This window comes from Streptomyces sp. NPDC001920, assembly GCF_053594495.1.
Window position 1 is genome coordinate 44,733 of the sequence record NZ_JBSFEP010000027.1, and the last position, 22,662, is coordinate 67,394.

The 22,662-nt window shown below is 71.5% G+C and carries 10 protein-coding genes; 2 read left to right on the forward strand and 8 right to left on the reverse strand.

Translation table 11 applies throughout. The features are described from left to right. Nucleotides 1-108 precede the first annotated feature (108 nt). Nucleotides 109-1,275 (forward strand): alpha/beta hydrolase-fold protein, encoded by a 1,167-nt coding sequence (locus ACWCPI_RS34490; RefSeq protein WP_451041893.1) that lies wholly within the window; start codon nucleotides 109-111, stop codon nucleotides 1,273-1,275. On the opposite strand, the gene ACWCPI_RS34495 is transcribed toward ACWCPI_RS34490, so the two are convergent. The 8 genes from ACWCPI_RS34495 to ACWCPI_RS34530 form a co-directional block, all read right to left on the reverse strand. Continuing rightward, nucleotides 1,251-2,951 carry an ABC transporter ATP-binding protein gene (locus ACWCPI_RS34495; protein WP_451041894.1) on the reverse strand — a complete coding sequence of 567 codons (1,701 nt, stop codon included), beginning with the start codon at nucleotides 2,949-2,951 and terminating at the stop codon, nucleotides 1,251-1,253. The two genes, ACWCPI_RS34490 and ACWCPI_RS34495, sit on opposite strands and share 25 nt — an antisense overlap. Then, entirely contained in the window at nucleotides 2,938-13,884 is a 10,947-nt protein-coding gene (locus tag ACWCPI_RS34500) for an amino acid adenylation domain-containing protein (RefSeq protein ID WP_451041895.1), read from the reverse strand. The genes ACWCPI_RS34495 and ACWCPI_RS34500 overlap by 14 nt, the downstream gene beginning before the upstream one ends. A gap of 54 nt (nucleotides 13,885-13,938) precedes the next feature. Then, nucleotides 13,939-15,726 (reverse strand): ABC transporter ATP-binding protein, encoded by a 1,788-nt coding sequence (locus ACWCPI_RS34505; protein WP_451041896.1) that lies wholly within the window; start codon nucleotides 15,724-15,726, stop codon nucleotides 13,939-13,941. A gap of 46 nt (nucleotides 15,727-15,772) precedes the next feature. Continuing rightward, nucleotides 15,773-16,831 (reverse strand): iron-siderophore ABC transporter substrate-binding protein, encoded by a 1,059-nt coding sequence (locus tag ACWCPI_RS34510; protein ID WP_451041897.1) that lies wholly within the window; start codon nucleotides 16,829-16,831, stop codon nucleotides 15,773-15,775. Between the two features lie 110 nt (nucleotides 16,832-16,941). Further along, nucleotides 16,942-17,781, reverse strand: coding sequence for an ABC transporter ATP-binding protein (locus tag ACWCPI_RS34515; protein WP_451041898.1), 840 nt, complete (start codon nucleotides 17,779-17,781; stop codon nucleotides 16,942-16,944). A gap of 38 nt (nucleotides 17,782-17,819) precedes the next feature. Continuing rightward, nucleotides 17,820-18,923, reverse strand: coding sequence for a FecCD family ABC transporter permease (locus ACWCPI_RS34520; protein ID WP_451041899.1), 1,104 nt, complete (start codon nucleotides 18,921-18,923; stop codon nucleotides 17,820-17,822). Next, nucleotides 18,920-19,978 carry a FecCD family ABC transporter permease gene (locus ACWCPI_RS34525; protein WP_451041900.1) on the reverse strand — a complete coding sequence of 353 codons (1,059 nt, stop codon included), beginning with the start codon at nucleotides 19,976-19,978 and terminating at the stop codon, nucleotides 18,920-18,922. Before ACWCPI_RS34525 ends, ACWCPI_RS34520 begins: the two co-directional genes overlap by 4 nt. Nucleotides 19,979-20,077: 99 nt before the next feature. After that, a complete protein-coding gene (locus tag ACWCPI_RS34530; protein WP_451041947.1) occupies nucleotides 20,078-21,451 on the reverse strand; it encodes a lysine N(6)-hydroxylase/L-ornithine N(5)-oxygenase family protein in 1,374 nt (457 codons plus the stop codon). A gap of 262 nt (nucleotides 21,452-21,713) precedes the next feature. Between ACWCPI_RS34530 and ACWCPI_RS34535 the strand changes: the two genes are divergently transcribed. After that, entirely contained in the window at nucleotides 21,714-22,661 is a 948-nt protein-coding gene (locus ACWCPI_RS34535; RefSeq protein WP_451041901.1) for a methionyl-tRNA formyltransferase, read from the forward strand. Nucleotide 22,662 lies beyond the last annotated feature (1 nt).

Consider the following 22,662-nt stretch of genomic DNA (forward strand, 5'->3'; position numbering starts at 1 on the left):
ACGGGAGGTGACAGCCCGTCATGAGATGGAAGACAGACGTGAATTAGGTTAGCCTTGCCTAATTCTGGGAGCTTAGTCCGTGCCGCTTTTCCTCACAAGGAGACGTTCATGCGCCTGGCCGATACGGAGATCTCCTTCGACGCGTTCGGTCTGCCCGGCGCACCGGGCACCACCGAGTTCTGGGCCGCGGCGAGGACACCCGCGTCGGTGCCGACCGACGACGGCGGCTGGCTGACCCTCTTCCTGTGGCGCGGCTGCGCGGCGAGCATCGCCTTCGAGAGCTGGTCGGCGCCGGTACCCCTGCGCCGGTACGGCGACACGGACTGCTGGTACGCGCAGGTGCGCATGCCCGCGCGACTGCGGGTGACGTACCAGCTCGTCGTGGACGACGCGGCGTACGCCGACCCGTTCAACCCGGCCGGCGCCGGCGGCGACCGGTCCGTCGCCGCGACCCCCGACGCCCCGGAGCAGCCGCACTGGCCGCTGGTCGGTGCGGACGACGTGCTGCCCGTCCCCCGCACCCGGATCCGCTGGGCCAGTGCACGGCTCGGCGGGCGGCGCACCGTGCGTGTCCATCCGGCGGGCGGCGGCGGACCGGTGGTCCTGCTGCTCGACGGGGACGACTGGCTGTATCTCCACCCGGCCATGACCGCCTTCGACTCGGCCGTCGCCGCGGGCGAGATGCCCGCCGTCACGCTCGTCTTCCTCCCGGCCCGGGACAGGGAGGCCGAGTTCGCCTGCCGGCCCGAGCTGTGGGAGGCGGTCCGCGACGAACTGCTGCCGCTGGTGGCGGAATCCGGCGTCCGGGCCGAGCCGGACCGGCTGGTGGTCGCCGGTCAGAGCCTCGGTGGGCTGAGTGCCATGTACGCGGCCCTGGAGTTCCCGGATCTGGTGTCCCGGGTCGCGTGCCAGTCGGGGTCGTTCTGGTGGACGCCCGACGCCCTGGGGCAGGCGGATCCGCTGGGCGGGCCGGTGGGCGGCGCCCTGGCGGCGCGGCTGCGGCAGGGGCCCGACCTGACCGGTCTGCGGGTCGCGTTCGACGTCGGGGAGCACGAGAGGCGGATGCTGCCCCACTGCGAGCTGACCGAGACCCTGACCGAGCAGGCCGGTGCGACCGTACGGGTGTCGCGCTCGGCGTCCGGCCACGACCGGGCGGGCTGGCGGCAGGCGCTGCTCAGGGACGTCGCCTGGGCCCTCGGACAGCCGGATCCGGACGGGCCCGGACACCACCCCGCGAGCGCCTCGCGGGGTCAGCGCGCCACCGCCAGGCAGTAGTCCTCGTCGCCCGCGAGCAGGTTGCGGTGCGTGTCCTCGGCGGTGATGACGCCGTCGTTCAGGACGAGGACCCGGTCCGCGGCGTCCAGCAGGGCCGGGCTGCTGGTGATCACCAGCGTGGTGCGGCCCCGGCGCAGCTTCGCGACGTTGCGCGCGATGAGCTGCTCGGTGACCGCGTCGACGGCCGTCGTCGGGTCGTGGAGGACCAGGACGTCGGTGTCGGCGGCCAACGCGCGTGCCAGGGACAGCCGTTGACGCTGTCCGCCCGAGAGGTTCGCGCCGCGGTCGCGGACGGCGTAGTCGAGTCCCTCGCGGTGCAGGGCGACGACGTCGGTCAGCATGGACGCCTCTACGGCCTCGGCCACCGTCCGGCTGGTGCCCGAGGGGTCGATGTTCGAGCGGAGGGTGCCCGCGAAGATCTCCCCGTCGTACGGGTTGACCAGCAGATGCGCACGGACCGCCTCGATCGACAGGTCGGCGAGCGCACGCCCGCCGACCCGCACCTCCCCCTCGTACGCGCCGGGCGGGACGCGCACGGCCAGGAGCGCCGCGAGGTCGGCCGCCGCGCGCGGCTGGTATGCGGCGATCGCCACGAACTCCCCGGCGGACACACGCAATGTCAGCTTGCGCAGCGTTGCGTGGCTGACGCCGTCGATCTCCAGGTCCCCTCCCGCGGCCGGGCGTTCGGCACCCGGTGTCATCACCGGCGGCGCGGACAGCACCAACGCCATGCGCTCGGCCGAAGCGCGCGCGATCATCACGTACTTGGGCATCTCCGAGAACATCTTCAGCGGCTCGATGATGAACTGCGCCAGCCCCACGGCCATGACGAGTTCCCCGATGCTGATCCGGCCGTCGAACGCCAGCACGCCCGCCGTCAGGGTCACCGCCGCGGCGAGGACGGCGTTGAGGGCCAGCGCCGTGCCCGCGTACACGCCGTTCACCTTGGCCACGGTGACCGCCTGGTGCTTCGCCTCCGTGCTGACCGCCCGGTAGGACCGGAAGGCCGCGTGGTTGCCGCCGAAGCCGTGCAGCGGGCGCAGGCCGATGATCAGGTCGGCGACCTTGGCGCCGGCCCGCGCCACCCGGGCCTGCTGTTCCTGCGTACTGGCTCCGATGCGCTTGGACATCACGCTCAGGATCGACAGGATCGCGACGGTCCCCACGATCACCAGCAGCCCGAGCCGGAGGTCGGCCATGCCCAGCGCGATCGCGGCGACCAGCACCGCGACGAGCGAGCTGACCAGCAGTGGCACCACCTCGATGATGTCGGCCGTCTGGTCGGCGTCCTCGGTGGCGATGGTCAGCACCTCGCCGGACTTCAGGTCGACGTCCCGGGCCACGGGCTGCAGGCCGCAGGCCGCGACCCGCACCCGCCAGCGGTGTGCCTCGGTCGTGTTGGCCTTCTGAAGGATGCGCATCCCGAACCGCCACGACAGTGACACCGTCGTGATGATCACGGCCAGGGCGGCGACGGACAGGCCGAGGGCGCCGGGGCTCCGGTCCCGCATCGTGTGCTCGACGATCATGCCGAGGGCGATCGGGAAGGCGGTCTCCCCCGCCTGGTACAGGCCCATGAGGAAGGTGCCGCCGGCCATGGCGCCCACGTTGCGGCGCAGAGCGGTACGGAGGATGTCGGACCCCGTGCGGGGCCGCTGCGTGTCAGGAGTTGTCATCGAGGTGGCGGGCAATCGCTTCCGGGGTGCGCAGGGTGAACAGGTCTCGGATGCTGATCACGGGACCGTACTCGCGGCGGAGCAGCCCGATCAGCCGTACCGCCAGCATGGAGTGTCCTCCGAGGGACACGAAGTCGCTCACCGCGCTCACCTCGTCGTCGTCCAGGTCCAGTGCTTCGGCGAAGAACTCGCACACCACGGTCTCGGTCTGCGTCTGCGGACCCCGCTCCCCCACCGTGGTCAGCGCGCCCAGCGGCTTGGCCTCCGGCAGCGCCCTGGTGTCGGCCTTCCCGTTCACCGTCAGCGGGATGCCGTCGACCTGGGCGTAGTGCGTCGGGCGCAGGAAGTCCGGCAGTGCGCCGCCCACTTCGGCGGCGACCGCCGCGAGGTCCGCGCCGTCCAGCACGAGGTAGGCGGCCAGCCGGTACGCCCCGTCGACCTGCGGGTCGGGCTGGGCGACCGCGGCGGCGAACCGCACCGCCGGGTGGGCCGCGAACGCGGCCTCGACCTCGCCGAGTTCGACCCGGTGGCCCCGGATCTTGACCTGCTGGTCGGTGCGGCCCAGGTACATCAGGTTGCCGTCGGGCCGACGGACCACCAGGTCGCCGGTGCGGTACATGCGTTCACCGGGCTCGCCGAACGGGCAGGCCACGAACCGGTGCGCGGTCTGGGCGGGCTGCCCGAGATAGCCGCGCGCGATGCCGATGCCCGACACGTACAGCTCGCCGGGAACACCGTCCGGCAGCGGCCGCAGCCACGGGTCCAGCACGTACACGTCCGTGTTGTCGATCGCGACGCCCACCACCGGGTCCTCGCACTCGAAGGTGCCGACACCGAGGGTGTTGATGGTGTACTCGGTGGGCCCGTACAGGTTGTACCCGACCGTGCCCTCGGTCCTGGCGAGCCGCTGCCACAGCGTCGGGGTGACGGCCTCCCCGCCCAGCAGCACCAGCGGAGGCCGGCGCTCCGGGTCGTCCAGCAGGCCCTCGGCCACCAGTTGCTGCGCGTAGGTCGGGGTCACGTTGACGACGTCGATCCCGTGCTGCAGGCAGTACTCCACGAGGCGGGGCGCGTCACGGCGCAACTCCTCGTCGCAGATGTGCACTTCGTGCCCGTCGGCGAGCCACAGCAGCTCCTCCCACGACATGTCGAAGGCGAAGGAGACGGTGTGCGCGATGCGGAAGATCCGGTGGCCGTGCTCCGCCAGCACCGGTTCGAAGATCCGGCGCTGATGGTTGACCAGCATGTTGGTGAGCCCGGCGTACTCGGTCACCACGCCCTTGGGCTTCCCGGTGGACCCGGAGGTGTAGATCGTGTACGCGGGGTGCCGCAGCCGGTCCGGGTCGTCCGGCGTGAACGTCACGAACGGCTCGGCCTCGGGCAGCGGGCGGTCCAGCTCGATCAGGTCACCGGGCAGGGCGGCGAGCCGGGGTGACACGGCGCTCACGGTGAGGATCACGTCCGGACGGGAGTCCTCGACGATCGCGGCGATCCGCTCGTCCGGGTGATCCAGTTCCAGCGGCACGTACGCGGCACCGGCCCGCAGCACGGCGAACAGCGCCACGATCGAGTCGAGCGAGCGCGGGACGGCGAGACCCACGGTCGTCTCCGGCCCGATGCCGCGCCGGGCGAGCACGCCCGCCACCGCTCGGCTGCGGTCCCGCAGCCCCGCGAAGGTCATGGTGGAGCCGTCGGCGACGAGAGCGACCCGCTCGGGGGCGCGGTCCGCCGCCCGGTCGAAGCGGTCGACGACGGTGTCCGTCCCGATGTCCGTGCGCTCGCCCCGCGAGGGCACCGGCCCCAGGCCCGGCAGCGCGCCGACCGGGCCGGTCGCCCGGGCGAGGTCCTCCAGGACGCGCAGGTAGTCGTCGAGGAGGCGTCGGGCGCCCGCCGTGTCCTCGTCGCGGTACTCCAGCTTGACGGTGAGCCGGTCGCCGGGGGTGACGACCCAGGTGAACGGATAGTGCGTGGAGTCGTCGGCCTTCACCGAGGTGATGCCGTGCCGGGCGTTCATCTCGGCGAACGCGTCCAGGTCCAGGAAGTTCTGGAGCACGAAGAGGTTGTCGAACAGGGTGGTGTGTCCGCTGGCCCGCTGGATCTCGCCCAGCCCCAGGTGCTCGTGCTCCATGGCGTCGACCCGGGCCGACTGCACGGCCGACAGGTAGTCGCGGACGGTGTCGTCCGGCCGGGCCCGCGTCCACATCGGCACCGTGTTGAGGAGCACGCCGACGATGTCGGACAGCCCTTCCCCGTCCCGGCCGGAGACGGTCACGCCGAACACCGCGTCGCTGCGGCCCGTGCGGGCGCCCAGGAGGAGGCCGAAGGCGCCGGTCAGGACCGAGTTCAGCGTGACGCCGTGGGCCTTTGCCGCAGTCCGGAGCAGCTCCGACCGCTCCGCGGACAGTGTGTGCACGAGGGCGCGTGGAAGGTCGTCCGACAGAACCGGCGCCGGTCCGGCGAGCAGGGTGGGGCCGGTGAGGCCGGCCAGGTGCTCCGCCCAGAAGCGTTCCGATACGGCGAGGTCCTTGGCGGCGAGCGCCCGGGCGTGGTCCTCGAAGCCCGGCGAGGCCGGTACGGGGTCGAGGGGTTCGCCCGAAAGGCGCGCCCGGTAGGCGTCGAACAGGTCACGCAGCACGATCTCGCGGGACCAGCCGTCCCACAGCAGCAGGTGGTAGCTGAGCAGCAGACCGTCGCGGTCGCCGGGCAGACGTACCACCGTCAGCCGGATCAGCGGCGGTTCACCCGGGTCGAACCCCGTGTCGCGGTCGCGCGCGCGCAGGGCGTCGACCTCGGCGTCCGTCGACAGCTCGGTCGTACGGACGTCGACCCGTCGCCCGGCCCTGAGGACCTGGACGGGGTTGCCGTCGGCGTCGGTGCCGAAGCCTGCCCCCACCACCGGGTGCCGCGCGATCACGTACGCCATCGCGTCGGCGAGGGCGTCGGTGTCCAGGCGCCGGTCGAAGGTGAACCAGCTCTGCGCGACGTAGTGGCCGGCCGAACCGGCCATCTGGGCCTGGAAGAACAGGCCCCGCTGGAGCGGGGTGACCGGGGCCGTGCGTTCGGCCAGGGCGCAGGCGTCCGCGATGCCTTCCAGCGCGCCGCGCCAGTGCTCGGTGAGCGCGTCCGGGACGCCGTCGGCGAGCGTGAAGTGCGCGCACAGGCTGCCGGTGGCCTCGTCGAGCCAGGCGTTGACCTCGACGGCGTACGGGCTGCACTGGTCGCCGCCGGTGATGCGCACCGCCTGTGCCTCGCTGCCGCGGCCGAGGTAGTTGAACAGCACCTGCGGGCGGGCGGTGAGCAGCGGGGCCGTCTGCGGGTTGAGGTACCTGAGCCGGCCGTAGGCGACGTGCGCGTACTCGTCCGGCTGGCGTTCGGCGACCTCGCGGGCCGCCGCGACGGGGTCGGTGTGGGCGGTGAGCCGTACGGGCGCGATGGAGGTGAACCAGCCGACGGTACGGGTGTAGTCGTGGTGCTCCCGTGCCGGGACGCGGCCGTGCCGTTCCAGTTCGATCGCGAGGTCGGTGGGTGCGGGCTGGATCCGGGTGAGTGCCGTGCGCAGGGCGCCGCACAGCAGTTCCGTGAGGCCGATGCCGAGCGCGGCGGGGGCGGTGCGGGTCACGCGGTCGGTCGCCTCGGGCGGGAGGACGACGGTGGCGTGGCGCGATCCCTCGACGGCGGGGAGCAGCGGGGGCGCCTGGAGCGTGGTGATCCAGTGTCCGAGGTCGTCGACCGCGTGGCCTGACTCGAGGGCCAGGGCTTCGGCGTATGCGGCGTACGACGTGGTCGGTGGGGCGAGGGGCTCCCCGCGCAGGGCGGCGGCCAGGTCGTCCAACAGGATCAGCCAGGAGACCGAGTCGACGGCGAGGTGGTGCACGGTGACCACCAGGGTGCGGCTGGGCTCCAGCCAGGCGAAGGCGATGACGTCCCCGGACTCGGGGTCGAGCCGTCCGGCGGCCTCGTTCGCGGCGGCCGCGGCGTCGGTGGCCGGGTCCGGCCGTACGACGGTGATCTCCCGGGCGGGTTCGGTGCCGAGCGCCCACACGCCGTGCTCGACGCGCAGCCGCAGCCGCAGGGCCGGGTGGGCGGCCACTACGGCGTTCGCGGCGCGTTCGGCGTCGGCGAAGCCGGTGCCCTGCGGTGCCACCAGCGTCCTTGCCTGGGCGAACCGGGCGAGTGAGCCGCCCAGTTCGCGCTGGCGCAGGATGATCGGCGTCGCCATGATCGGTCCGTCCTCGTGGCGGCCGGCCGGCACCGGGGCTCGTGGGGTACGCGTCGCCACGTGCTCGGCGAGTGCGCGCGGTGTCCGCAGCAGGAACACGTCCCGGGGAGCGATCGTCAGGCCGAGCGCCCGTGCCCGGTTGACCACCGTGATGGCGACGATGCTGTCCCCGCCGGCCCGGAAGAAGTCGGTGTCACCGTCCACTTGGGTACCGGGGAGTGTCTCGGCGAAGATGCCGACGAGTGCCTCCAGCGCCGAGTCGCTCACGGCGGCATCCGTGCCGTTCCCGGCGACGCCGGGTTCGCCCACGGACGTGTCGTCCCGCGCGGCCCGCGCGGCCAGGGCCTTGCGGTCCAGTTTGCCGTTGACCGTCAGGGGCAGCGCGTCGACGGGCAGGACCCGGCCCGGGACCATGTGCGCGGGCAGCTTCGCCGACAGCAGCGCGGTGAGGTCGGCGGGTATCCGGCCCACCACATGCGCGACCAGGTGATCGCCGCCGGCGGCCACCGTCACGGCGGCGTCGACCACGCCGTCGAGCTCCCTGATCGCCGACTCCACCTCGCCGGACTCGATGCGGAAGCCCTTGAGCTGGACCTGGTCGTCCGCGCGGCCGACGAACTCCAGCTCGCCGTCGAGCGTACGGCGGGCGAGGTCGCCCGTGTGGTACATCCGGGAGCCGTCCCCCGTGAAGGGGTTCGCGACGAACCGGCTCGCGGTCAGCGCGGTTCTGCCCAGGTAGCCGAGCGACACCTGGTCTCCGGCCACGTAGATGGCGCCCACCTGCCCCGGCGGCACCGGCCGCAGCCGGTCGTCGAGGAGGTGGGTGACCAGGCCCGGGATCGGACCGCCGATCGGGCTGACGTCGTCGCCGAAGGAGAAGTCGTCGTCGGTCAGCACCCGGTGGGTGACGTGGACGGTGGTCTCGGTGATGCCGTACATGTTGACCAGCTCCGGCGAGCCGGTCCCGTGTCGCTCGACCCAGTCGCGCAGCCGGCCGAGGTCCAGCGCCTCGCCGCCGAACACGATCCGGCGCAGGGCGGGCAGCGGCTCGTCGGTGAGCCGGTCCGCCTCGGCGAACTGGTAGAAGGCCGACGGGGTCTGGTTGAGCACGGTCACCCCGCGCTCACGGACCAGCCGGTGGAAGTCGACCGGGGATCGGGTCAGCCCGTACTCCGGCACCAGCAGCTCCGCGCCGTGCGCCAGCGCGCCCCACAGCTCCCAGACGGCGAAGTCGAAGGAGAACGAGTGGAACTGGACCCAGACGTCGTGCGGGCCGAACTCCATGTCCGGCCGGGTGTTGGCCAGCAGGGTCACCACGCTGGAGTGCGGGACGACGACGCCCTTGGGCCGGCCGGTCGACCCGGACGTGTAGATCACGTAGGCGGGGGTGTGCCAGCCGGCCTCGGGGGCCGGCTCGGCGCCGGGTGCGGCCGGCGGCTCCTCCCCCTGCACGAGCACACGGGCCCGGACGTCCGTCCGCTCCAGCAGCTCCGTGAAGCGGTCGCGCTGCTCGCGGTCCACGAGAACGACCTGCGGGGCCGAGTCGGTAAGGATGTACTCCAGGCGTTCGTCCGGGTACGCGAGGTCCAGCGGTACGTACGCGCCGCCCGCGCTGACGACGGCGACCAGGGCGACGACCTGTTCCGGGGAACGCGGCACGGCGACGGCGACCCGCTTGCCGGGCCCGACCCCCGCCGCGCGCAGAATCGACGCCAACTCGGTCTTCTGGGCGGCCAGTTCGCCGTACGTCAGGGACCGGGTGGCGCCGTCCAGAGCGCACTGCGTGACGGCGGTGGCGGACGGGTCGCGGCGCGCGGCGGCGTCGAAGAGGGCGCCCAGGGTCGTCGGGGTGATCCGCTCGGGGCGTCGGTCGCCCGCGGCGGCCAGTTCGTCGACCGGGGCGTCGGGCCGGGTGAGCAGGGCGGTGAGCACCGAGGTGAACGTGTGCAGGAGGGCCCGCGCGCTCGTCTCCCGCAGCAGCTCTCCGTCGTAGATCAGGTTGAACCGCGGACGGCCGTCGAGCGCGCGCTCCACCACCAGGGTCAGCGGGTAGTGCGGAGCGCCCTCGTTGACCAGGTCGCTGATGGCCAGCGTGTCACCGGGCCGCCGCAGGCCCTCGACATCGGTGGCGACGTCGAACACCACCAGCGTGTCGAACAGGGAGCCGGCGTCGGCCTGGCGGCCGATCCTGGCCAGTGAGACGTGCTGGTGAGCCAGCACCGCGCTCTGGTGTGCGCGCACCGAGGCGAGCAGTTCCCGGGCCGTGGTGTCACGGGTCCAGCGTGCGCGTACGGGGATGGTGTTGATGAACAGGCCCACCATGTCCTCGATGCCGGGCACGTCGGCGTCGCGCCCGGAGACCGTGGAGCCGAAGACCACGTCCGTGCCGTGCAGGATGCCGCCCAGGGTCACCGCCCAGGCGCTGTGCACGGCCACGCTCAGCGGTACTCCGGCCGAGCGGGCGGCCGCGTCGATGTCGGTGTCGGCGCCCGGGTCGACCGCGGTGTCGGCGAACCGGTCGGACGGGGTGTGCCCCTCGGCGACCAGGGACGGGCCGGGCAACTCGGCCAGCTCGGCACCCCAGACCCGGTCGCTCTCCTCGTCGTCGCGTCCGGCGAGCCAGCCGACGTAATCGGAGAAGCCGCCCACCGGGTACACGGTCCCCGGCGCGTGGTACTCGGCCAGCAGTGCCCGCAGCATGGGCGGCACCGACCAGCCGTCGGCGATGATGTGGTGGACGGTCTGCACGAGGACGGCGGCTCGGCCGGGGCCGCGGCGGATCAGGGTGTAGCGCATCAGCGGGCCGGTGGCCAGGTCGAATCCGGTACGGCGGTCCTGCTCGGCGTACGCGCGGATCTCGTCGTCGGTGATGCCGGGGCGGTCCACCGCGGTGAAGGGCGCCTCGACGCCGTTCTCCAGTACGGACACCACGCGGCCGTCGGCGAGGGCCACGAAGCGGGCGGCCAGGTTCGGGAAGAGGGCGAGCAGCCGGGTGGCCGCCGCCGCGAGCCGGTCGGCGTCCACCTCGCCGTCCAGGGTGAGCAGTTGCTGCTCGACGTAGGCGCCGGCGGAGTCGTCGTCGAAGACGGAGTGGAAGTACAGGCCCTCCTGCAGCGGGGTCAGCGGCAGGATGTCCCGCAGCGCCGGGCCGTCCAGGGCGTCGACGTCCGCCTGGGTGAGCGGGACGAGGGCGAAGTCGCTGGGGGTGTGGCCACCCCGGGGGTCCAGGGCGGCCAGTTGGGTCAGGGCCGTACGGAAGTAGCCGCCGAGGGTGGTGATGTCCTCGTCGGTGAACATGCCGTCGGGCCAGGAGATGGTGGTGACCAGTTCGTAGGCGCCGCTCGCGGCGGGTTCGGCGATCGCGTTGAACTCCAGGGCGCGCGGCAGGCGCATCCGCGGGTCGCGTCGCTCGCCCAGCTGGCCCGTCGTGCGGGCGAGTTGCCAGTCCTCGCTGGAACCGGCGTCGAAGCGGCCGAGGTAGTTGAACAGCACCTGGGGGGCCGGCGCGTCGAACTCGGTGTGGGTCAGGTGGCGCAGGGCCCCGTAGGACACGCCGTTGTCCGGCACCCGGGCGAGGTCCTCCTTGACCGCCTTGAGCGCGGCGGTCAGGTACTCGGGTGCGGTGAGGTCGGCGGCGGCGCCCGGGTCCACGGTCACCGGGAACAGGGTGGTGAACCAGCCGACGGTCCTGGCCAGGCGGGGTTCGAAGCCGGCGGAGGCCGCCACGAACTGTGCTTCTCGGCCGTGGCCCTCCAGCTCGATGTGCGCGAACGTCTGGTCCTGCCCGAGATCGCGGCGCCACCGGGCGAGGGCGACGGCGAGCCCGGTCAGCAGCACGTCGTTGACACCCGCGTGGAACTTCGCCGGGGTCTCGCCGAGCAGCGCTGCCGTGACCTCGGGGCCGACCGAGACGGTACGCAGCCGCTCGCCGGCGACGGTGTCGGACTCGGACAGGGCGCGTCGGCCCACCGGCTGGTCGTCCCCCGGCAGGGGCCGCCGGTAGTAGGAGCTGTCGGCGTCGAACGCGGCGCGCTCCAGCAGCTGCGTCCAGCGCCGGAACGAGGTGCCCACCGGGGGCAGTTCGATCGGCGTGCCGGCGGTGAACTGACGCCACGCGGTCGCCAGGTCCTCCATGAGGACCCGCCAGGACACTCCGTCGATCACCACGTGGTGGGCGACCAGGACCAACTGCCGTGCGTCGCGGCGCCAGACCGCGCGCAGCATCACTCCGCGCTCCGGGTCCAGCCCCTCGGTGGCGAGGGCCACGCAGGCGTCCAGCGGCCGGTCGCTCTCCTGCCATCCGAGGACGGCGCCCTCCGCCTCCGGGATGTCGAAGCTCCAGTGGTCGCCGCGCACCAGCCTGGCGCGCAGCATGTCGTGGTGGCGGACCACGGCGGTGAGGATCGCGTCGAGAGCGGTGGCGGTCAGTTCCGGCGGGGTGTTCAGGACGACCGACTGCACGAAGCCGTCGATCGCGTCGGTGGTCCGGCCCAGCCACTGCACGATGGGGGATCCCACGACGGCACCGGTGGCGACGTCGCGGTGGTCCGCGGCGGTGACGTCCTCACGGCTCGCGACGGCCGCCAGTGCCCCGACCGTGCTGTGGGTGAAGATCTGCCGTGCGGTGACGTACAGCCCGGCGTCGCGCAGCGCGCTCAGCAGGGAGATGGCGAGGATGCTGTCGCCGCCGAGTTGGAAGAAGTCCTGGTCGACGCCGACTGCTTCGAGCCGCAGCACCGAGGCGACGGCCGCGCACACCGCGCGTTCGGCGTCGGTGGTGGGCTGCGCGAGCGTGCCCGTCGTGACCGTGGGCTCGGGCAGCGCGTTGCGGTCGAGCTTGCCGTTGGCGGTGAGGGGGAACCGCGTCATCACGACGATGTGGGCGGGCACCATGTACTCCACCATGTGCTCGGCGGCCCACGCCCTGACCTGGTCCGCCCGCAGGTCCTCGCTCCCGGCCGCCGGGATGACGTACCCGACGAGGTAGGTGCCGCCGGCCGTGTTCTTCTTCGCGACGACGCAGGTGTGCCGGACCGCGGGGTGCTCGGCGAGTGAGACCTCGACGTCCTCGATCTCCAGCCGCATGCCGCGGATCTTGATCTGGTTGTCGGCGCGGCCGAGGAAGTCCAGCGAGCCGTCCGGGGCGAACCGGGCGAGGTCACCGGTGCGGTACAGCCGGGAGCCGTCGTCGGCGAAGGGGTTCGCGACGAAGCGGGAGGCCGTCAGGCCGGGCGCGTTGACGTAGCCGCGGCCCAGCAGGAAGCCGCCCACGTAGAGTTCGCCGCCGACGCCGACCGGGACGGGGCGCAGTTCGTCGTCCAGGACGTACAGCTGGGTGTTGGGGTTGGCCTTGCCGATCGATGTCGACAGGCGTTCGGCGGCGCCCCGGTAGATGACGTGGGAGACGCCGATCGTCGTCTCGGCCGGGCCGTAGCCGTGGTACATGGGGATGTCGAGCTTGGTGCGGAACCTCTCGTACAGCTCCGGGGTCAGTACCTCGCCGCCGCACCACACGTGCCGCAGGCTGTCCAGCCGGTCCGAGTCGCCGGCGATCTCCAGCAGCACGTCCAGCATGGACGACACCAGGTAGGTGAAGGTGACGCGCTGCTCGGCGATCACGCTGAGCAGGTGGTGGGGGTCGCGTTCGCCGCCGGGCCGCAGCACCACCAGTCGGGCGCCGGACACCAGCGGCAGGAATATCTCGTTGATGGAGATGTCGAAGGACAGGGGCGCCTTGAACAGCGAGGCGTCGTCGTGGCCGAAGCCCAGGATCTCGTGCACCTGCCACAGCAGGCGCTCGCTGATCGCCTCGTGCCGGATCATCGCGCCCTTGGGCCGTCCGGTCGAGCCGGACGTGAAGATGACGTAGGCGAGGGCGTCGCCGTGGACGGTGACCCCGGTGCCCTGCGTGGGGTGGGAGCCGTGGCGCCAGTCGTCCAGGTCGACGGCCACCGCCTCCGGTTCGCCCGCCGCGTGCTCGCCCGAGGCGTTGAGCTGGACGACGACCCGGGCGTCCTCGATGACGACGGCCCGGCGTGCGGCGGGCCACTGCGGATCGAGCGGCACGAACGCGCACCCTGCCTGCAGCACACCGAGCAGCCCGATCACCATGTCGGCCGAGCGGCCCAGTGAGATGCCGACGACCTGTTCGGCGGTGAGACCGCGTTCGATCAGGTGGTGCGCCAACTGACTGGACAGTTCCGCTGTTTGACGGTAGGTCAGCGAGCGGCGCTCGTCGACGACGGCGACGGCGTCCGGCCTGGTGCGTGCCTGCTCGCGGAACATCTCCACGATGGTCGGGCGGGCCCGCTCGGCGTGGGTGTCGTTCCACTCGGCCAGTTCCCGGAGCCTCGTGGTCATGTCGGACGGACCGATCGTGCCGAGCGGCCGGTCGGGGAAGTCGGCCAGGTCGTCCAGCGCGAGCTGGGCGTCGGCCGGCTCGACCCCGTCCGGAACGCTGATGCTCCGGCCGTCCGCGCCGACCGCCCAGCCGGCGGGCGCGGCACCGCCGTTGTCCACCCAGCCGAGGACGTCGGCGAACAGGGTGCCGGGGGTGAGGTCGATGCCGTCGCAGCCCAGGCCCGTCGCCCAGTACGACAGACCGATGGCGCACGCTTCGGTGATGGTCCGGTCGGCATAGTCGCTGGTGCGCCTGCGTACGCCGGCCAGGCGGGCGGGGGAAAGCCGTACGAGACGAGCACTCGGTTCCATCATCGAAGACTCAGCACCCTTTCAGGGAAACGAAAGCAAGCACCGACTTAGGCTTACCTAACTACCTTCGCGCCATGCCTGCCACAGTCGCGCGTACCGGCCGCCCAGGGCCACCAGTTCCTCGTGGGTCCCCTGCTCGACGACACGGCCCGCGTCCAGGACGGCGATCCGGTCGGCCGCCATCGCCTGGGTCAGCCGGTGGGCCACGAACAGGGTGGTCCGGCCCGCGCAGGCGGCGAGCACCGCCCGTTCCAGCTCGGCGGCGCCCTCGCTGCCGGCCTCGGCGGTCGACTCGTCGAGCACCACGACCGGCGACCGGGCCAGCACCAGCCGGGCCAGGGCGATCTGGGCGACCTTGGTGACGTCCAGGCGCTCACCGCCCTCACCGACGGCCGTGTTCAGCCCCTCGGGCAGCGCCTCGACCCACTCGTCGGCCCCGACCGTGCGCAGGGCGTCCATCAGTTGGGTGTCGGTCGCGTCCGGCGCGGACAGCCGCAGATCGTCGGCGAGCGGACCGGAGAACACGTGCGTCTCCTGCGTCAGGATGCTCACCAGCGCCCGCGCCCCCGCCTCGTCCAGACCGGCGAGGTCGGTCGACCCGATCCGCACCGACCCGGACTGCGGGGTGCCGATGCCCGCGATCAGCGCGGCCAGGGTGGTCTTGCCCGCCCCGGTGGCGCCGACCAGCGCGAGGGATCCGCCGGCCGGGATCGTCAGGTCGACGTCCCTCAGCACCGGCTCGTCCGAGCCGGGGTAACGGAATGTCAGCCCCTCCACGACGACCGCGTGCGGCGCGTCGTCGGCCGGCGCGACGGCCGGGTCGCCGACGAGCCGGCGCTCCGTGTCCTCCCCGAGCACCCCGACCAGCCGGGCCAGGCTCGCGCCCGACTTCTGCGCCTCGTCGAAGGTGAACATGATCAGGCCCAGCGGGGTGAACAGCCGGTGGAACAGCAGCGGGGCCGCCGACACCTCGCCGAGGCTCGCGGCGTCGGCCTCCAGCAGGGCGTATCCGACCACGAGGATCAGGACCAGCCCGATGAACTCGGCGCGGTTCTCCCGGCCGACGAACCGGCCGAAGAACCGGAACACCTCGATGCCGAGGTCGCGCACTCGCCAGGACTCGCGGGTGACCTTCTCACGGAAGGACTCCTCCAGACGGTACGCCCGGACGGTGTCGATCCCGTTCAGACCGCTGATCAGCGCCTGCGCGCGGTCCGCCTGGGCCACCCGCTGCTTCTGGTAGAGCGGGGCGGACCGGGGCAGGTACCAGCGCAGCGCCAGCGCGTAGGCGGGCAGCGCACCGGCGCCCGCGAGGCCGAGCCGCCAGTCCAGCCCGAACATGCCGGCCGTGGCGATGGCGACCAGGACACCCGCCGAGAAGACCGTGGGCACGGCCGTACGGATGCCCTTGGAGATGACGGCGACGTCGTCACCGACCCGGGAGAGGACGTCGCCGCGGCCGACCTGTTCGATCCGTGCGCTCGGCATTCCCAGCACCGCACGGACGGCGCCCTCGCGCAGCCGGGCCAGCAGATCGGCACCCAGTCGGCCGATCAGGTAGGTCGACACCGCGGTGGCCGCCGCGCCGAGCAGCGCGGCGGCGCCCATCAACACCCCGATGGTGACCAGGATCGAACGCGGTTCGCCCTCCACCACGCCGTCGACGACCCGGCCGAGCAGCAGCACGGGAAGCACCTGGAGCGCTGCTCCCGCCACCGTGGTGAGCACGGTGGCGGTCGTCAGCCAGGGCACCTCGCGGCAGTGCGTGGCGACCCACCGGGTGGCCTCGCGTCCGGTCGCCGTGCGCAGGTTCGCCGGGGCGACGCGGGTGTGGGTCGCGCTCACACCGCACCCTTGGCGAGCCGGGGACAGGACATGGTGAGCGTCATCGTCAGCCGGCCGCCGACTTGACGAGCTCGTCGATCGCGTACGGCATGGACAGCAGGGTGCCTTGGGAGATGGCCGCGCCGACCGCCGGGCCCTCGCTGTCGAGCAGGTAGGACACGTTGCCCTTCTTCACGGCGTCCAGGTTGGCGAAGAGCTTGAACTTCTTCAGCGCCTCGGTGTCCGCCTTGTCGTTGATGACGAAGATGTGGTCGACGTCGACCAGGTCGACACGCTCCGGCGAGAGCTTGGTGTAGAAGCTGCCGTCCGCGACCTTGTCGATCTCGGTCTGGTACGTGAAGCCGATGCCCGACAGCAGCCGTCCGCGCACGTCGGTCGAGGTGAACGGGGCCACCGAGTTCTCGTACCAGGACAGCGCGACGGCGGTCTTGCCGGCGAACTCCGGGTGGTCCTTCTTGGCCGCGTCGAGCTTGCCCTGGATGTCCTTGACCATCTGCTCGCCCTCCTCGGCCTTGCCGAGTGCCTTGGCGATGTGCAGGGCGTTGTCCTGCCAGGGGGCGCTGAACGGCTCCTTCTCGGCCTTGGTGCGGGCCACCGTCGGCGCGATCTTGGAGAGCTTGTCGTAGGCGGCCTGGTCGATCTCGGAGTAGACCGCGACGATCAGGTCCGGGCGCAGGGCGGCGATCTTCTCGAAGTTGGGTCCTGAGTCACCGTTCTTCATGATGACCTCGGGCTTGGTGTCGCCCCACTTGTCCTTCACCCAGGGCCACTGGGTGTTGATGTCGGGGCTCTGGCCCGCCGGGTTCGGGTACTGGTCGGTCATGCCGACCGGCTTGATGCCGAACGCGAGGATGGTCTGGTCGTCGGTGTAGCCGACGGAGACGACCCGCTGCGGGGCCTTCTCGACCTTCGTGGTTCCGAACGCGTGCTCCACGGTGACCGGGAAGGCGCCGGCCGCGGCGGTGTTGTTGCTGTCGTTCGCCGTGTCCGCCGAGTCCGAGTCGGAGCCGCACCCCGCGAGGAGGCCGACGCCGAGCGTCACGGCGGACAGCATCGCCGCCACTCGCCGCCAGGGCTTCGTACGCGTCGTTCTGTGGAGGAGCATCCGGAATCCCCTTGCTTCTTCGCGCTGTGTGCACCCCGTCTGAGGGCAGCCAAACCGTACCGCAGGGCAGTAAGGTTAGCCTAGCCTAATATCTATAACTTTAGTGTGAACTAGGCGAGTTGAACGTGCGTACGACCGATGGGCACGATGAGGGGCCGGTCGCCCACCGGGTCGTCGATCACCTTGGCCCGCAGTCCGAACGCCTCGTGCAGCAGCTCGGCCGTGATCACATCGCGGGGGTGCCCCTGCGCGAGGACGGCACCGCCCCGCATCACGACGAGGTGGTCGCTGTAGCGGGTGGCCAGGTTGAGGTCGTGCAGCACCATCACGACGGTGCAGCCCGACTCGTGCAGGTCGTTCACCAGGTCGAGCACGTCGATCGCGTGGGCGAGGTCCAGGTAGGTCGTCGGCTCGTCCAACAGCAGCAGGTCGGTGCCCTGGGCCAGGGTCATCGAGATCCACACGCGCTGACGCTGCCCGCCGGAGAGCGTGTCGACCGGGCGGTCGGCGAGGTCGGCCACACCGGTCATGGCCAGCGCGCGCTGTACGACGTCGGCATCGTCCGAGGACCACTGCCGCAGCCAACTCTGGTGCGGGTGACGGCCTCTGGCGACCAGGTCGGCCACCGTCAGACCCTCCGGCGCCACCGGCGCCTGCGGCAGCAGACCGAGTTTCTTCGCCACGTCCCTGGTCCGCAGCTTGGCGATGTCGTCGCCGTCGAGCACGACCGTCCCCCTGGTCGGCTTGAGCAGCCGCGACAACGTCCGCAACAGCGTCGACTTACCGCACCCGTTGGGGCCGATGATCGTGGTGATCACCCCGGGCGGTATCGCCACGTCGAGTTCGTCGATGACGGTGCGAGCGCCGTACCCGACCGTGACGCCCCTGGCTGCCAGCCGTGAGGCGTCACCGACCGCGGACTCGACCCCGGTGATGGACTGAGTGACCACAAGGCCCCCTTGTTCAGGCTTGCCGACTTCTGGACCAGCTATCTGCGGTTCGCCCGCACCAGCAGATAGACGAGGAAGGGGCCGCCGATCGCCGCGGTGACCACACCGACCGGGAGACTGACGGGCAGTGCCGTACGCGCGACCAGGTCGGCGCCGATCAGCAGCAGCGCGCCCACCAGACCGGACGCCACCATGGGCGGCGTCGGACACCGTGCCAGCCGCATCGCCACCTGGGGCGCCACCAGTGCCACGAACGGAACGGGACCGGCAGCGCTCACCGCCACGCCGGCCAGCAGGACCGCGCACAGCAGCAGCACGGCCCGCACCGCCGAGTAACGGACGCCCAGGCCGGCGGCGACGTCGTCGCCGAGATGCATCGGCTTGAACTGGAAGGCCACCGCGGTCACGACGGCCAGCAGAGCCAGCGCGCCCCAGAGCGCCACCCGAACCTCGTCCCAGGACCGGTTGTCCAGCGAGCCGACCAGCCAGGCCTGGGCCTGGGCCACGTCCCGGATGTCGGCCGTGGCCAACAGCCAGGTCGTGATCGCCTCCATCACCGCGCTCACCGAGATGCCGATCAGGATGAGCCGCAGGCCCTCGACGCCCCGCCGCCAGGCCAGGAAGTAGACCAGCAGACCCGTGCCGAGGCCGCCCACGAGCGCCGCCGCGGACAGGCCCACGGAGTCGGCGACCGCGGCCGCGGCCCCGCCCGAGACCGTCACCAGGAACACCGAGGTCGCGCTGGCGCCGCTGGTGATCCCGAGAATGTCCGGACTGGCCAGCGGATTGCGGGCGATGGACTGCGTGAGCGCGCCGGACACCCCGAGCGCGACGCCCACGACGAGACCGGCCAGCGCGCGCGGCATCCGCAGATCCATGATCACGAACTCGTCGACCTGTTCGCCCCCGCCGAGGAGGGTGGCGATGACCTGGGGCAGACCGATGGGGAAGTCCCCGACGCCGATCGACACGCTGAAGAGCAGGAAGGTCGCCGCCGCCAGCAGCAGCGTGACCAGGACGATCCAGGGCCGCCACACGAACGACAGGCGGCCCAGTCGCACGCCCGGCGTCAACGACGTCCCGTCGTCCGCCCGGTTCGGTTTCACGTCCGCCTCGTTCGGCTTCACTTCCGCCCCGCTCATGCGTTCTTGAACTTTCCGCGCCACACCAGAACCGCGAAGAACGGGGCGCCGAGAAGGGCGACGAGGACGCCGGCGTCCAACTCGCCGGGCCGCACCACCAGGCGGCCCACGATGTCGCAGACCAGCAGGATGACGGCGCCGAGCAGGCCTGCGTACGGCACCAGCCAGCGGTAGTCCGGCCCGGTCAGATACCGGGCCACGTGGGCCACCATGAGTCCGAGGAAGGCGATGGGGCCGCACGCCGCCGTCGCCGCGCCGGCCAGCAGGGTGATGGCGGTGATGCCGACGATCCGGGTCAGCGCGATGTTCACGCCGAGCCCACGTGCCACGTCGTCACCCAGGTTCAGCAGGTTCACGGCGGGCAGGGTGGTGAGCGCCAGCACCAGTCCGGCCACGATGAACACGGTCACCGGCCCGATGACGCCGAATCCGACACCGGCCACCGAGCCCGCGTTCCAGAACCGCAGCGCGTTCAGCGACTTCTGGTCCGAGAGCGCGACGGCCACGGTCATCGCCGCGAGGAACACCGTGACGCCCTGGCCGGCCAGGGCGAGCGTCAACGGGTTGCCGGAGCCCCGGCCGATGCTCGCCAGCCCGAAGACCACGACACCGGCGAGGCCCGCTCCCAGGAAGGCGAACCACATGTACTGGAACGGGTTGGAGAGCCCGAACACCGCGATCACCGTCACCACGGCGAACGACGCCCCGGAGTTCACCCCGAGCAGACCCGTGTCGGCGATCGGGTTGCGGGTGTACCCCTGGATCAGCGCCCCGCCGACACCGAGGGCGACGCCCGCCACGACCGCCAGCACCGTCCGGGGCACCCGGACCGTCTGCACGATGAGCCTGATCTCGGTGAGCCGTTGATCCGCCTCCGGCGCCGCGAACAGCCCGTGCCACACCTCGGCGGGACTCAACGCCCGCGCACCGACGGCCAATGACGCCGCCGCCGCGGCCGCAAGGACCACCACCAGGATGCCCAAACCCACAACTCGCCGCCGACGGGCCGGTGTTGTGGCCTTGGACGCGGGGCGCTCAACTGCAGTCGTGCCCATGTGGACGTACGTTATCCCTTTGATCAGTGCCGCCACGCCCGCCGGACGGGATCCGCCGGCCAGGCGTGGCGAGATGGGGCGGCTGAACGGGTGGGCGGACTACCGTGCGGTGGTTCCGGTTCCGTCGGCGACCGGTCTGCCGTCCGCGAGCGAACGGGCCGCGTCGGCGGCGGACTTCAGGCCCCGGTCCAGCAGGGAGTCCAGGATCTCGCCGACCCTGATGGCCGTGTTGGACAGCAGGGACGATGTGATGCCGTGCGTGTGCTCCGTGCCGCCCTGCAGATAGATGCCGCAGCGCAGGTCGGGTTCCGTGGCGATGCGGTAGTCGCGTTCGACACGGACCCGGCCCTCGTCGTCGCGCAGGCAGCGGTCCGCGACCTCGCCGAGCAGTCCGACGGGATCGGCGGGGCTGTACCCGGTGGCGAAGACGACGACGTCGGCGTCCAGGAGGGTCTCCTCGCCTGTGACGAGGGAGGTGACCGTGGCCCGCACCTTGTCCGCGGTCTCCTTGACGCCGGTCAGCCGGGAGACGTTGAGGAAGCGCAGCCGCTCGGTGCCGAGGACCTTCTCCTGGTACATCTGCCGGTACAGGTCGTCGATCAGGTCGATGTCCACCACGGAGTAGTTGGTGTTGCCGTGGTAGTCCATCAGCCGGCGCTTGACGCTCTCCGGCGCGGTGAAGAACTCGTCGACGGCCTGGGGGTCGAAGATCCGGTTGGCGAAGCTGCTGTCGTCGGCGGGGCTGTAGCCGTAGCGGGAGAAGACGGCGCAGATCTCGGCCTGCGGGAAGCGCCGGTGGAGGTAGGCGACGTTCTCGGCGGCACTCTGGCCGGCGCCCACGACCACGAACCGGGAGGGTGCGGTCCCCGTCAACTCGTCGACTCGCGCGAGCAGTTCGGAGTTGTGCCAGAGGCGGTCGCCGCGCTCGACACCCTCCGGCATGAGCGGCCGCAGACCGGTGCCGAGGACCAGGTTGCGGGCCCGGTGGACGGCGAGTCCCTCCCCCGACCGGACCGTGACGTCGAGGTACTCCACGACGCCGTCGCGCGTGACGGGCATGACGCCGACGACCTCATGACCGTACGAGACCATGTCGTCGACCTTGCCGGCGGCCCACTCGAAGTAGTCGTGGAACTCCACCCGCAGCGGGAAGAGGTTCTTGTGGTTGATGAAGTCGATCAGCCGCCCCTTGCTCTTGAGGTAGCACAGGAAGCTGTATTCGCTGGCGGGGTTCCGGAGCGTCACCAGGTCCTTGAGGAAGGACACCTGCATGGTCGCGTCGTCGATGAGCATGCCGCGGTGCCAGCCGAAGCGCGGCTGCTGCTCGAAGAAGTGAGCGGTGACCGCTTCCTGCCTGCCGACGCGTGCGTTGTGCTCGTTGAGCGCGATCGCCATGGCCACGTTGGACGGCCCGAAGCCGATACCAATGAGGTCGTGGATCAAAGGGGCCTCGCCAGGACGAGCCTGTGCCATGTCACTCCCATCGTGCGGCGGCGGCCCTGTGGAGTCGGGCAGCCGTTGGTCGAGCATCTGGAAGAACGGAAGGTGGGCACGCCGAAGAGCCACGGCCCAAACTTAGGTAAGGCTAAGCTCATCCCGCGAGGCTGTCCATAGGCAAAGCGGACACCCGTCGCCGACTCCCGCTCCCAACACGCCTACAAGCAGGACCCGTTGACCACTTAGGTAAGCCTTGCTTTACTGATCACGGCCAATCCCTGCCTCAAGGAGGATCCCCATGCGGGTCGTCATGTTCGGCTACCAGACCTGGGGGCATCGCACCCTGCAAGCCCTCCTGGACTCCGAGCACGACGTGGTCCTGGTCGTCACACACCCCCAGAGCGAGCACGCGTACGAGAAGATCTGGAGCGACTCGGTCGCCGACCTCGCCGAGGAGAACGGCGTACCGGTCGTCATCCGCAACCGACCTGACGACGACGAGCTGTTCGCGCGCCTCAAGGAGGCGGACCCGGACATCATCGTCGCCAACAACTGGCGTACCTGGATTCCGCCGCGCATCTTCGACCTGCCGCGCCACGGCACCCTGAACGTGCACGACTCGCTGCTGCCGAAGTACGCCGGCTTCTCCCCCCTGATCTGGGCGCTGATCAACGGGGAGCCCGAAGTGGGCGTCACCGCGCACATGATGAACGACGAGCTCGACGCCGGCGACATCGTGCGCCAGGAATCGGTGCAGGTCGGACCGACGGACACGGCGACCGACCTCTTCCACAGGACCGTCGACCTCATCGCCCCGGTCACCATCGGCGCGCTCGACCTGATCGCCTCCGGGCAGACCGAGTTCACCAAGCAGGACCGCTCCGAGGCCAGCTTCTTCCACAAGCGGTCCATCGAGGACAGCCGTATCGACTGGACGTGGCCCGCCGCGGATCTGGAGCGCCTGATCCGGGCTCAGTCCGAGCCGTATCCGAGCGCCTTCACCTTCCACAAGGGCAGGCGCCTCGACGTCCTGGCCGCGGTCGTCTCCGAGGGACGGTACGGCGGCACCCCCGGGCGCATCTTCTACCGCGAGGGCGAGGGCGTGGTGATCGTCGCCGGCGCCGACGCCCGCACGGGCCGCAACCACGGCCTCGCCATCACGCGGGTACGCACCGAGGACGGCCGCGAACTCCCCGCGACCGAGTACTTCACGTCGATGGGCGGCTACTTGACCACCCACCCCTGAC

Excerpts from the sequence above, each read along its gene's own strand:
- ACWCPI_RS34490 (WP_451041893.1), top strand. The coding sequence starts at position 109 with ATGCGCCTGGCCGATACGGAGATCTCCTTCGACGCGTTCGGTCTGCCC.
- ACWCPI_RS34495 (WP_451041894.1), bottom strand. The coding sequence starts at position 2,951 with ATGACAACTCCTGACACGCAGCGGCCCCGCACGGGGTCCGACATCCTC.
- ACWCPI_RS34500 (WP_451041895.1), bottom strand. The coding sequence starts at position 13,884 with ATGATGGAACCGAGTGCTCGTCTCGTACGGCTTTCCCCCGCCCGCCTG.
- ACWCPI_RS34510 (WP_451041897.1), bottom strand. The coding sequence starts at position 16,831 with ATGCTCCTCCACAGAACGACGCGTACGAAGCCCTGGCGGCGAGTGGCG.
- ACWCPI_RS34520 (WP_451041899.1), bottom strand. The coding sequence starts at position 18,923 with ATGAGCGGGGCGGAAGTGAAGCCGAACGAGGCGGACGTGAAACCGAAC.
- ACWCPI_RS34525 (WP_451041900.1), bottom strand. The coding sequence starts at position 19,978 with ATGGGCACGACTGCAGTTGAGCGCCCCGCGTCCAAGGCCACAACACCG.
- ACWCPI_RS34530 (WP_451041947.1), bottom strand. The coding sequence starts at position 21,451 with ATGGCACAGGCTCGTCCTGGCGAGGCCCCTTTGATCCACGACCTCATT.
- ACWCPI_RS34535 (WP_451041901.1), top strand. The coding sequence starts at position 21,714 with ATGCGGGTCGTCATGTTCGGCTACCAGACCTGGGGGCATCGCACCCTG.